This window comes from Anaerovibrio sp. (assembly GCF_024697385.1).
Lineage (GTDB): Bacteria > Bacillota > Negativicutes > Selenomonadales > Selenomonadaceae > Anaerovibrio.
This window is the reverse complement of the sequence record NZ_JAILFV010000204.1, coordinates 1-12,743: the sequence shown is the minus strand read 5'-3', so window position 1 is coordinate 12,743 and position 12,743 is coordinate 1. Positions and strand designations below refer to the sequence as shown.

At 44.9% G+C, this 12,743-nt stretch carries 9 protein-coding genes, 4 tRNA genes and 1 other annotated feature; all 13 genes read left to right on the top strand.

The genetic code is table 11. The annotated features are described in order from the left end of the window. The first annotated feature begins 128 nt into the window (after positions 1 to 128). The 13 genes from K6C05_RS10745 to rpoC all read left to right on the top strand — a co-directional run bounded on the left by K6C05_RS10745 (position 129) and on the right by rpoC (position 12,558). Positions 129 to 213, top strand: a tRNA-Tyr gene (locus K6C05_RS10745). 21 nt (positions 214 to 234) lie between these two features. Further along, positions 235 to 310 (top strand) — tRNA-Met (locus tag K6C05_RS10740). 11 nt (positions 311 to 321) lie between these two features. Next, a tRNA-Thr gene (locus K6C05_RS10735) sits at positions 322 to 397 on the top strand. A gap of 8 nt (positions 398 to 405) precedes the next feature. Further along, positions 406 to 482: transfer RNA gene (locus K6C05_RS10730), tRNA-Met, on the top strand. Positions 483 to 779: 297 nt separating this feature from the next. After that, positions 780 to 929 carry a 50S ribosomal protein L33 gene (gene rpmG, locus K6C05_RS10725; protein ID WP_296734620.1) on the top strand — a complete coding sequence of 50 codons (150 nt, stop codon included), beginning with the start codon at positions 780 to 782 and terminating at the stop codon, positions 927 to 929. A 102-nt stretch (positions 930 to 1,031) separates the two neighbouring features. Further along, positions 1,032 to 1,202 (top strand): preprotein translocase subunit SecE, encoded by a 171-nt coding sequence (secE, locus tag K6C05_RS10720; protein ID WP_363317202.1) that lies wholly within the window; start codon positions 1,032 to 1,034, stop codon positions 1,200 to 1,202. Between the two features lie 34 nt (positions 1,203 to 1,236). Further along, the gene (gene nusG, locus K6C05_RS10715) at positions 1,237 to 1,791 is read left to right on the top strand and encodes a transcription termination/antitermination protein NusG (protein WP_296734615.1); all 555 of its coding nucleotides are present in this window, start codon (positions 1,237 to 1,239) and stop codon (positions 1,789 to 1,791) included. Between the two features lie 26 nt (positions 1,792 to 1,817). After that, complete coding sequence (gene rplK / locus K6C05_RS10710; RefSeq protein WP_296734612.1) at positions 1,818 to 2,243, top strand: 50S ribosomal protein L11; 426 nt, start codon at positions 1,818 to 1,820, stop codon at positions 2,241 to 2,243. Positions 2,244 to 2,303: 60 nt separating this feature from the next. Continuing rightward, the gene (rplA, locus tag K6C05_RS10705; RefSeq protein WP_296734609.1) at positions 2,304 to 2,987 is read left to right on the top strand and encodes a 50S ribosomal protein L1; all 684 of its coding nucleotides are present in this window, start codon (positions 2,304 to 2,306) and stop codon (positions 2,985 to 2,987) included. A gap of 16 nt (positions 2,988 to 3,003) precedes the next feature. Beyond that, positions 3,004 to 3,141 (top strand) — a sequence feature (ribosomal protein L10 leader region). A 22-nt stretch (positions 3,142 to 3,163) separates the two neighbouring features. Then, positions 3,164 to 3,712, top strand: a complete 549-nt coding sequence (gene rplJ / locus K6C05_RS10700; protein WP_296734607.1) for a 50S ribosomal protein L10 — start codon at positions 3,164 to 3,166, stop codon at positions 3,710 to 3,712. Between the two features lie 62 nt (positions 3,713 to 3,774). Then, on the top strand, positions 3,775 to 4,143 hold the full coding sequence (rplL, locus tag K6C05_RS10695) for a 50S ribosomal protein L7/L12 (protein ID WP_296734605.1): 369 nt from the start codon (positions 3,775 to 3,777) through the stop codon (positions 4,141 to 4,143). A 433-nt stretch (positions 4,144 to 4,576) separates the two neighbouring features. After that, a complete protein-coding gene (locus K6C05_RS10690) occupies positions 4,577 to 8,401 on the top strand; it encodes a DNA-directed RNA polymerase subunit beta (RefSeq protein ID WP_296734669.1) in 3,825 nt (1,274 codons plus the stop codon). Between the two features lie 20 nt (positions 8,402 to 8,421). Beyond that, entirely contained in the window at positions 8,422 to 12,558 is a 4,137-nt protein-coding gene (rpoC, locus tag K6C05_RS10685; RefSeq protein ID WP_296734603.1) for a DNA-directed RNA polymerase subunit beta', read from the top strand. The last annotated feature ends 185 nt before the right edge of the window (positions 12,559 to 12,743 follow it).

Genomic DNA, 12,743 nt, shown 5'->3' with positions numbered 1-12,743 from the left:
TTTTTATAAAAAATGCTTTACAAACCATAAATATGATGATAGTATATATACCTGTCAGCGGGAAAACACAAAGGGTGCCTCAGACTGAGGCAAAATGCAGTGTTATCCCTCATAAAGAGTTGATATTTGGGTAGGTGCCCGAGTGGTTAAAGGGAACGGACTGTAAATCCGTCGCCGTAGGCTACGATGGTTCGAATCCATCCCTGCCCACCATTTGACTTTTTATATTATTATCGCGGGATGGAGCAGTCGGTAGCTCGTCGGGCTCATAACCCGAAGGTCAGAGGTTCAAGTCCTCTTCCCGCAACCAAAGCCTGGAATGCTGATATAGCTCAGTAGGTAGAGCGCATCCTTGGTAAGGATGAGGTCACCAGTTCAACTCTGGTTATCAGCTCCATTATATATGGCTGCGTAGCTCAGTTGGCTAGAGCATTCGGTTCATACCCGGAGTGTCAGGAGTTCAAATCTCTTCGCAGCCACCAATCAGTAAATTAAACCCCTTTTATAAGGGGTTTTATTTATGCAAAGCATAAAATAGAACTTGTTTAGTGGGAGTTTTGTACAACTGCTGAATATAGGGATGTTTTATCCATCATTTCAGGGGCGCTCATTTTTTATCTTGGGTATGTGGAAGATGAGGCACTGTTAATATCAGAACAAAATGTCCTTTCCCTGTAATTTAATTTGATTGTTGTTGACAGTCAAATTTAATTGTGATAAATTATGTTAGTGACATTTTGTTAAGTGTTCAATAATTTCAATAGTAAGGAGTGCATAAGATGCGCAATGCAGTAACGCTGGCCTGCACCGTGTGCAAGAGTCGCAACTATCAGACCAACAAAAACAAAAAGAACGACCCAGATAGAATCGAATTCAATAAGTATTGCAAGTTCTGCAAGAAGCACACACTGCACAAGGAAACCAAATAATCAGCAGTTTTGTGTAAGGGTTGTAATATTAGACAGGATGTGAATGCATTGGCGGAAGAAAAAGCGTCAGCAGTTCAGACGAAGTCTTCAGGTTTTAGCCCTATGCAGTTTTTGCGTGAAGTTTCGGCTGAAATGAAAAAGGTATCTTGGTCCACCAAGGAAGAATTGGCAAGATATACAGTTGTTGTTTCAATAACTGTATTTGTCGTATGCTCACTTATCTGGGTGTGTGATACATTTTTTTCGAGGTTGTTTAATCTGATTTTACGCTAAGACTGGAGGGTAGGGATGCCTTGCATCCAAATGTATGGAATCTGAAAAGACACTTGAAAGACATTGGTATGCTGTGCATACCTATTCCGGATACGAAAATAAGGTCAAGACCAATCTGGAAAGGAAGGTCAGCTCTTTAGGACTGGAGGACAAAATCTTCAATGTACTGGTCCCGGTTGTGGACGAGGTCGAGAAGAAGAATGGTGTTGAAAAGGTCATAAAGAGGAAGCTCTTCCCGGGTTATGTATTCGTAGAGATGATAGTCAATGCAAAGACTTGGTTTGATGTACGAAATACAGATGGCGTTACAGGGTTTGTCGGTGCCGGTACTGATCCTACGCCAATTGATGAAGACCAGATGGCCAATATATTGAATTTGATGGGCTTGTCAGAAGAAACGGTTAAGCCGGTTATCAATATTGATGTTGAGGTTGGTGAGTTCATTAAAATTAAATCCGGTTCATTTAAAGATTATGCAGCAAAGGTTGTTTCCGTGGACAACGAAAAAGGGAAGCTCAAAGCCCTTATTGAGATGTTTGGTCGTGAAACACCTGTTGAACTTGATTTCAATCAGGTAGAAAAAAGCTGATTTCCTTTTAAGGAGGTGTATATAAAATGGCTAAGAAAGTTGCAAAGATGGTAAAGCTGCAGGTTGAGGCCGGCAAGGCTACTCCAGCTCCTCCAGTAGGTCCTGCCCTTGGTCAGGCTGGTGTCAACATCATGGCTTTCGTTAAGGAATTTAACGAGAGAACTGCAAAGCAGAGTGGTCTTATCATTCCAGTAGAAATTACTGTATTTGAGGATAGATCCTTTACCTTTATCACCAAGACTCCTCCAGCTGCTGTTCTTCTGAAGAAGGCTGCAGGTCTGGCAAAGGCTTCTGGTGAACCTAACAAGAACAAGGTTGCAAAGCTGCCTCGTGCAAAGGCTCAGGAGATTGCTGAGTCCAAGATGGCAGATTTGAACGCTGCAAGCATTGAAGCTGCTACTCGTATGATCGAGGGTACTGCACGCAGCATGGGTATCGAAATCGTTGACTGATAACTGTTTCGTGTCCGTGGGAGGAAAATCCGTTATTACCACGAAGGGAGAATTTTTGAAATGGCAAAAGCAGGTAAGAAGTATCAGGATGCTGTAAAGCTTCTTGAGGCTGGTAAGGTTTACACTGTTGAGGAAGCTGTAGAGCTCGTTAAAAAGACTGCTACTGCAAAATTTGACGAGACCATTGAGCTCCATGTACGCTTGGGCGTAGATCCTAAGTATGCAGATCAGCAGGTTCGTGGCGCTATGGTGCTGCCACATGGCACCGGTAAATCCAAGCGTGTATTGGTATTTGCAAAGGGTGCAAAGGTTGAAGAGGCAGAGGCTGCAGGTGCAGACTTCGTAGGCTCTGACGAAATCGTAACTAAGATCCAGGGTGGCTGGACTGACTTTGATGTCGCTGTAGCTACTCCTGATATGATGGGTACTGTTGGTCGTCTTGGTAAAATCCTCGGTCCTAGAGGCTTGATGCCAAACCCTAAACTGGGTACTGTAACCATGGATCTTGGTAAGGCAATCAGCGAAATCAAGGCTGGTAAGGTTGAATACCGTACTGATAAGGCTGGTAATGTACATTGCCCTATCGGCAAGGCTTCCTTCGATGCTGCTAAGCTCGTGGAAAACCTTAATGCTTTGATGGATACATTAATCAGAGTAAAACCGGCTGCTGCAAAGGGTCAGTATATCCGCTCCGTGACCATCAGCTCCACTATGGGACCTGGTGTTCCGGTAGTACATGCTTGATTTTTTGCGGGCTGTATAATAGAATAGTCTATGGCTGTAGACAGCAGGTATGAAAATATTTCATTTAAAGGATGAACGCCTGCCGAGGCCGGATGCGTGTGCATGAATATGCGGCCTCCGGTGAATCAGCCGGAGGCCGTTTTTGCTCTTTATATTTTTGAAAAGGAGGTGTATTCATGGCTGTTACAGAACAGAAGAAGGCAATTGTTGCTAACTTGAAAGAAATTCTCACCAGCTCCAAGGGCGCTGTTATTACTTCCTATAAGGGATTAACTGTTGCTCAGGATACTGCGTTGCGTGTAGAGCTTCGTAAAGCTGGTGTTACCTACCATGTAATTAAAAACACTATGACTCGTATTGCTGCCCAGGAGGCAGGCCTTGATGAGATGGTTCCATTCCTCGAGGGCACTACTGCTATGGCGTATTCTGCAGATGATGCTGTTGCTCCTGCAAAGGTAATAAGTGAGTTTATCAAGAAGAACAACCTGGCTGAAGAGGAAAAGCTGGTAGTAAAGGGTGGTATCGTTGAAGGTAAGGTCGTAACTCCTGATGAGGTTAAGGCTATTGCTGCCCTGCCTTCCAGAGAAGTCCTTATCGGCAAGCTGCTTGGCAGTATGCAGGCTCCTGTATCCAATACCGTTGGCGTTATGGGTGCTATGCTTCGCAGCATTGTCAATGTGCTTGATGCAGTACGCAAGCAGAAGGAAGAGCAGGCATCCGCTTAAGCTCACTGCTGCTTAAATATTATTAAAAAAGAAATTAATGTTTATAATTGGAGGAAATAAAAATGACTAATGAAGAAATCTTAGAGGCAATTGGTAACTTGACTGTTCTTGAGCTTTCCGAGCTCGTAAAGGCTGCTGAGGAGAAGTTCGGCGTATCCGCTGCTGCTCCTGTTGCTGTAGCTGCTGCTGCTCCTGCTGAGGGTGGCGCTGCTGGCGAGAAGTCCGAGTTTGATGTAATCCTGAAAGAGGCTGGCGCTGGCAAGATCAACGTAATCAAGGCTGTTCGTGAGGCTACCGGTCTTGGCCTGAAGGAAGCAAAGGCTCTCGTTGATGGTGCTCCTGCTCCAATCAAGGAAGGTATCTCCAAGGCTGATGCTGAGGCTCTGAAGAGCTCCCTCGAGGCTGCTGGTGCAACTGTAGAGTTGAAGTAATTCTGGTTTAGCTAATATTAAACTGTAAATTGGCTGTGAAAATGAGCAATCATTTTCACAGCTTTTTTATTTATATTTGTTTTAATCCGTATCTATTTAAATTGAATTTTTCCAGAAGCAAGAATGTAATCACTGTGTTTGTGCGATGCATTCAAAAAAATACTATTAATTAGCATGTTTTTCTTGACACAGCCATATAATATTGGTAAAATTAATTGCTACAAAATGAGTAACTGTAGCTGCGATTAATATCGCGAAAACAAGTAAATTAAGTTCGTGCAAGGAGTATTAAATGGATTCATCAGGTGTTATTAAACATTTGGCAATGCGTCGTGTGGTTTTAGCCCATGAAGAGGTGTTGTGAATCTGTTTATTTTTCGTGTGCGGATTTTTTGTCATTTTTGTTATTTTTAGCTAAGGAGTGAAGTACTTAATGTTTCATCCTGTGCCGGTAGGCAAACGAACCAGGTATAGCTATGCCAAGATTAAAGAGGTCATGGAAATGCCTCATTTGCTGGACATTCAGCGTAAGTCTTATGAGTGGTTTATTGGTGATGTGGAAAAGGGGACCAAGGGAACAGGTCTTATGGAAATATTTGAGGATATTTCCCCTATTACTGATTTCCAGAACAAGATTGAATTAAGACTCTTGGATTATTCTCTGGGAGAGCCAAAATATGGCCTCGAGGAGAGCAAGGAGAGGGATGCAACTTATTCAGCACCTCTCAGGGTTAAGGTTCGTCGCATTAACAAGGAAAATGGAGAATTTCATGACAGTGAGATTTTTATGGGAGATTTCCCCCTGATGACCAGCTCAGGCACTTTTGTAATCAATGGTGCTGAGCGCGTTATCGTAAGTCAGCTTGTTCGTTCTCCGGGAGCTTATTATGAGGTGAATGTGGATTCATCCGGTAAATCCCTGTTCAATGCTACAGTCATACCAAATCGCGGGGCATGGATCGAACTGGAAACAGATGCCAATGATGTGATTTCAGTTCGTATAGACAGGACCCGTAAACTGCCTGTAACTGTTTTCCTTAGGGCACTTGACTGCATTAATAAGGCAGAAAAGATCAGATTGCAGCAGATAGAGGATGGAACTGCCAGTGCAGCTGAGACAGGTCGAAATGAGGATCATATTGAGGTGATTACCTCTGATTTGTCCTTTGGTACCAGCGAGGAAATCATGGCACTCTTTAATAATGATCCGGCTATAGCCGCAACATTGGAGCGCGATAGTACTGAAGCTGATCAGGACAGGCCTATAGAAGAAGTTGCCCTGGATGAAATATACAAGCGCCTGCGTCAGGGTGAACCATTCAATGTGGATAATGCCCGCCAGATGCTGCGCAGTCTCTTCTTCGATAAGAAGCGTTATGATTTGGCTACTGTTGGCCGGCATAAAATCACAAAAAAATTGGGCTGGAAGTACCGTCTGGTAGGACAGGTACTCCTTGAACCATTGGTGGATCAGGAAACCGGAGAGATCATTATTCCTGCCAACGAGATAATCAGTCAGGATTTTGTCGATGAAATCACTGTTGAACAGGAAAAGGCAATATTTGGTGAAAATAAGGCCATTACCATTACTGTGAAGTTGGATGATGAGGGGAATACTCTTGAGATGATTTGTTCTCCAACCCTGATTGATAAGAAGCGCACTATCGCAGTTAATGATATTATTGCTTCAATCAGTTATCTCATTAACCTTATGCATGGTGTGGGAAGAACAGATGATATCGACCATCTGGGAAATCGTCGCGTGCGTTCTGTAGGTGAACTCCTTCAGAATCAGTTCCGTATAGGCCTGACCCGTATGGAGCGTGTAGTTCGCGAGCGCATGTCAACCCAGGAGGATATTTCTGCTGTCCAGAATCTTATTAATATTCGTCCTGTAGTGGCTGCCATTAAGGAATTCTTTGGTTCATCACAGCTGTCACAGTTTATGGACCAGCACAATCCTTTGGCTGAGCTTACCCATAAGCGTCGTTTGTCTGCCCTGGGACCTGGTGGTCTTTCCAGAGAGCGTGCAGGATTTGAGGTTCGTGATGTTCATAATTCCCATTACGGCCGTATGTGTCCTATTGAGACCCCTGAAGGTCCTAATATCGGTTTGATTGGTTCACTGTCCAATTATGCCCGTATTAATAAGTATGGCTTTATGGAGACTCCATATCGCCGTATTGATAAGGATAAAAAGCGTGTTACCAATGAGGTTAAATATATTACAGCTGATGCTGAGGATACCTTGATCATTGCTCAGGCCAATGAGCCATTGGATGAGAATGACTGGTTTGTAAATGAGCGTGTAGTAGCCCGTGTTCACGAGGAGACCACTGAGGTGCGCCGTGAAAAGGTTGACTACATGGATGTTTCACCAAAGCAGGTTGTTTCCATTGCAACAGCAATGATACCATTCCTTGAAAACGATGATGCCAACCGTGCTCTGATGGGTGCAAACATGCAGCGTCAGGCTGTACCGCTTTTGCGGACTCAGGCACCTTTGGTTGGTACCGGCATGGAATATAAGGCTGCCTGTGACTCAGGAGTCATGATCCTGGCAAGGAATTCAGGTAAGGTCCAGTCTGTAAGTGCTGATAAAATCGTAATTCGTACAAAATCCGGTGATATGGATGAGTATAAGCTGCAGAAGTTTATGCGCTCCAATCAGGGAACATGTATTAATCAGCTCCCTATCGTATTCAAGGGGGACAAGGTTGAGGCAGGACAGCCTATAGCTGATGGTCCGGCGACCGACCACGGTGAGCTGGCCCTGGGTTATAATATTATTGTTGCGTATATGCCTTGGGAAGGTTATAACTACGAGGATGCTATTCTCCTTAGTGAAAACCTTGTAAAGAGGGATATTTATACATCCATTCATATTGAGGAATATGACTGTGAAGCCCGTGATACCAAGCTGGGGCCAGAGGAAATTACAAGGGATATCCCAAATGTTTCCGAGGAAAATCTCAAGGATCTGGATGAGAATGGTATCATCCGCATAGGTGCTGAGGTGAGAACCGGTGATATCCTGGTGGGCAAGGTTACTCCAAAGGGAGAGACTGAGCTGTCTGCTGAGGAGCGCCTGTTGCGGGCAATCTTCGGTGAGAAGGCCAGAGAGGTCCGTGATACCTCACTGCGTGTTCCGCATGGCGAGGCAGGTAAGATTGTAGATGTCAAGGTATACAGCCGTGAAAATAACGATGAGCTTAATCCTGGCGTCAATAATATGGTCCGTGTTTATATTGCCCAGAAGAGAAAGATTTCTGTTGGTGATAAGATGTCCGGCCGTCATGGTAATAAGGGTGTAGTTTCCCGTATCATGCGTGAAGAGGATATGCCATTCCTGCCGGATGGTACTCCGGTTGATGTGGTATTGAATCCTTTGGGCGTGCCTTCACGAATGAACATTGGACAGATACTGGAAACACATTTGGGTATGGCTGTAAGAAATATCGGTACTCAGATTAAAAACGGTGATCCAACTGTAGAACAGCGTCTCCGTGATATAGGATATGATTTCGATAAGTATGGTATGCCTAAGTCTGATGTTGCAGGTGTTCACATTGCAACACCGGTATTTGATGGTGCCCGTGAAAAAGATGTATTTGATACTATCCGTGCATCCGGTATGGATGAAGATGCAAAGACTGTTTTGTATGATGGCCGTACAGGTGAGCCATTCAAGAACAAGGTTACTGTGGGCTGCGTTTATATGCTGAAGCTGCATCATCTGGTTGATGATAAGATTCATGCCCGTTCTGTTGGTCCATACTCCCTTGTAACTCAGCAGCCGCTGGGTGGTAAGGCACAGTTTGGTGGTCAGCGTTTCGGTGAGATGGAGGTATGGGCCCTGGAAGCATATGGCGCTGCATACACTCTTCAGGAGATACTGACTGTTAAGTCTGATGATGTTGTAGGCCGTGTTAAAACCTATGAATCCATTGTCAAGGGAGAGAATATACCAGAGCCTGGTGTTCCTGAATCCTTTAAGGTTCTTATTAAGGAATTGCAGAGTATCGGTCTTGATATCAAGGTTCAGGATGAAAATGCCAATGAAATTCTGGTACAGGATGATGATGACGACATCAAGGATGCTGCCAATGAACTTGGGGTTGATGTAAACGGAGTGGATGATTCTGCTACGGTACAGGAATCTGATGAATACTCTGATGAAAATGAAACAGAGGACAGTTATTCTGATAACGATCTGATTGTGAATGTTGATGCCGCTGATGATGATAGTAATGATTAAGGGAAGGGAGTGACACGCCCTTGTTGGATGTAAATAATTTTGATTCAATGCGTATAGGTCTGGCTTCCCCAGATAAAATCAGGGAATGGTCTTATGGTGAGGTTACTAAGCCGGAAACTATTAATTATCGTACTTTAAAGCCGGAAACTGCAGGGCTTTTCTGCGAGAGAATTTTTGGACCAACCCGCGACTGGGAATGTCATTGTGGAAAATATAAGAGAATACGCCATAAGGGAACTATTTGTGAGCGTTGTGGTGTTGAGGTAACCCGTGCCAAGGTTCGCCGTGAGAGAATGGGGCACATCGAGCTGGCTGCACCGGTATCCCATATCTGGTATTTTAAGGGAATTCCAAGCCGTCTTGGGCTGATATTAAATATTGCCCCAAGAAAATTGGAAAAGGTATTGTACTTTGCTGCCTTTGTAGTTCTTGACCATGGTACGGTGGACGGTGTAAGCAGCACCGATCAGGCGAAAAAACGGTTTGAGGATATCGAGCCGGAGGTACTCAGCGAAAAAGAATATATGGAAGAACGCGGGAAGTATGATCCTAATTCCTTCAGGGTAGGTATGGGTGCTGAGGCCATTAAGGAATTGCTTCTCAGACTGGAGGCTGATCTTCCTGAGGAGGAGCAGAATCCTGAAGAAGGCTTGATAACAAATCTGGACAAGCTTCACAAATGCCTTACCGAAGCATTACGCGAAGCAACCAGCCAGCAGAAGAGGTTGAAGTTGATACGCCGTCTTGAGGTGGTAGAAGCCTTCCGCAAATCTGGTAACAAGCCTTCATGGATGATAATGGATGTTGTACCGGTCATTCCACCGGAGCTTCGTCCTATGGTACAGTTGGATGGTGGCCGTTTTGCAACCTCCGACCTGAATGACCTTTATCGTCGTGTAATCAACAGAAACAATCGTCTGAAACGCCTGTTGGAGCTTCATGCACCTGATATTATTGTCAGGAACGAGAAGCGTATGCTTCAGGAGGCTGTAGATGCCTTAATAGATAATGGTCGTCGTGGGCGTCCTGTAACAGGTCCTGGTAACCGTCCGCTGAAGTCCCTTTCAGATATGCTCAAGGGTAAGCAAGGGCGTTTCCGCCAGAACCTTCTTGGTAAGCGTGTAGATTATTCCGGACGTTCTGTTATCGTTGTCGGACCAGAGCTTAAGCTTCATCAGTGTGGTCTGCCAAAGGAGATGGCACTGGAACTCTTTAAGCCATTTGTTATGAAGCGTCTGGTTTCTGACGGGATTGCACATAATATTAAATCTGCAAAGCGTATGGTTGAGCGTGCTAAGGACGAAGTATGGGATGTTCTGGAGGGTGTAATCAAGGAGCATCCGGTTCTTCTGAACCGTGCACCAACACTGCATCGACTTGGTATTCAGGCCTTTGAACCTGTATTGACCGAGGGTCGTGCCCTGAAATTGCATCCATTGGCTTGTACTGCATATAACGCTGACTTTGATGGTGACCAGATGGCCATTCATCTTCCATTGTCTGCTGAGGCACAGGCGGAAGCCCGTGTCCTGATGTTGGCAGCCAATCATATACTGGCCCCTAAGGATGGTGGCCCTATTATCGTACCATCCCAGGATATGGTGCTTGGATCATACTATTTGACTGCTGTCAGAAATTCCAGCCAGGGAAGACCTGTTGTAGGTGAAGGAAAGATCTTTACCGGAATTAATGAGGCCCTTTTGGCATATCAGCATCAGGAACTGGATATACAGGCTGAAATCAAGGTTCGTATAAAGGAAACTGATGATGAGGGCAATGTTACTGACTATGGACTTGTCCGTACATCCCTTGGCCGTATGATATTCAATGAGACATTGCCTAAGGCAGTACGCCAGTACAGTCAGGACAAGGAGACCGGTGAGTGGTCACTGGGTATGCTCATGAATAAAAAGCAGTTGGGCAAGCTGGTAGATAAATGCTTTAAGACACTTGGTGCCAGTGAAACTGCTGTTGTAATAGATAATGTCAAGAATCTTGGATATCATTATGCTTGTATTGCAGGCATGACAGTAGCCATATCTGATATTAAGGTTCCTGAGAAGAAGCAGTCCCTGTTGGATGAGGCAGAGGCCAAGGTAAAGAAGACCCAGCGCCAGTTTGAGCGTGGTCTTATCAGTGATGAGGAACGCTACAAGAAGGTTTGCAAGGTTTGGGATGAAGCTACCAATCAGGTGGCTGATGCAATGTATGATAATTATGCGGACAACGAGCCATTCAATCCAATTTACATGATGGCTGACTCCGGTGCCCGTGGTAACAAGTCACAGATGCGTCAGCTGGCCGGTATGCGTGGCCTGATGGCAGACCCATCCGGTAAGACAATTGAGATTCCAATTACGGCAAACTTCCGTGAAGGATTATCAGTATCCGATTACTTCATTTCTTCTCATGGTGCCCGTAAGGGTTTGGCTGATACGGCACTGAGAACTGCTGACTCCGGTTATCTAACCCGTCGTTTGGTCGATGTTGCCCAGGATGTTATTGTGCGTGAGGAAGACTGTGATGTAGTTGGTATCAATCTGGTGCGTGAGCGTGCTAAACTGGCTGTATCAGCTACAGCAGCTGTTGAGGAGCTCAAGGAAAACCTGGAAGGTCGCGTTTTGGCTGCAGATGTTGTCAGCCCTGAAACCGGAGAGATTCTCCTCAGCAAGAATAATACCCTTGATGAAGCAGCTCTTAAGGTTATTGGCGAAGCCGGACTGTCTGAGATAGTTCTGTGCGGTTCATCTTCAAGCAATGATGCTGATATCTCCAATGCAGCTGCTACAGAAACCATCAAGTTGGGGACTCCTGATGAAAACATCAGAAAGTCCATTAAGGCTGCAATGATAGCTCAGATGATGGGCAAGAATACTACTGAGGCCGTATTCGACAGCAATGGTGTCGAAATTATTCCGGCAGGTGTACCTCTCACCGAGGAGTACATCGAGGCTGTTTTGTCCAGTGATGCCAAGGAAGTTAAGGTTCGTAATAACAATATACGCGGTATCGAGGTTGAGGCCATCGTTGAGGGCAGTGGTGTGATTGAACCGCTGAAGGACAGGATTCTGGGCCGTGTATTGGCTGAGGATATCATTGATCCTAAGAGTGGCAAAAAGATTGCTTCCATTAATGATGATATTGATGAGGCTTTGGCTGAGGAAATCTGCAAGGTCCGTACCAAGGTTTCCATCAGAAGTGTACTGACCTGTAAGTCACAGTATGGAGTCTGCATCAAGTGCTATGGCCGTGACCTGGCCAATGCTACCAAGGTTAATGTAGGTGAGGCTGTAGGTATAATCGCTGCACAGTCCATCGGTGAGCCTGGTACTCAGCTTACAATGCGTACATTCCATTCCGGCGGTGTCGCCGGTGGTGATGATATTACCCAGGGTCTTCCTCGTGTTGAGGAATTATTTGAGGCAAGAAAGCCTAAGCATAATGCTATTATTGCCGAAATCGAGGGCGATGTTACCGTGGCAGAGAAGGATAAAATCTTCACTGTTACCATCACTCCTAAGGATGACCCAAGCAAGTTCAAGGAATATGTATTGCCATTTAATTCCCGTCTTGCTACACATGATGGTGATTATATCAAGCCTGGTGACAAGATTACTGAAGGTTCAATCAATCCACACGACATCCTTCGTGTCTGCGGACTTAAGGAAACCCAGAATTATCTCGTATATGAGGTTCAGAAGGTTTATAAGCAGCAGGGTGTTGGTATTAATGATAAGCATATTGAGGTTATGGTTCGCCAGATGCTTCATAAGGTTCGTATTGATGCCCACGGAGGCACCGATTTCCTGCCAGGCGAATATGTTGATATCAACAGCTTTGAGACTGCAAATACCAAGGCTATTGCTGAAGGCAAGGAGCCGGCTGTAGCAAAACCAATTCTTTTGGGTATTACCAAGGCAGCTTTGGCTACAGATTCCTTCCTGTCAGCTGCATCCTTCCAGGAAACTACCCGTGTCCTGACTGATGCCGCTATTAAGGGTAAGGTTGATCCGCTTTTGGGTCTTAAGGAAAATGTTATTATTGGTAAGCTGATTCCTGCCGGTACAGGGATGAGCTGTTATCGTAATATCAAGGTTGTCTACGACGATGAGCCGGAGAAAACCGTTGAGGCAGAAGCTGAAGCTGCTGCTGAATAAACAGTTACACCGTAAATTTAAAAAAGCGTAACGGAAGGCTTATGTGTACCGACCCCCAAAAGTTAGACCATAAAATCTAACGATTGGAGGTCGGTATTTTTATGTCTAAATATAGCTTTGAATTTAAGAAAAAAGTTGTTATGGCATATTTGAACGGTGAAGGTGGTGAAAATTTCTTGGCATCA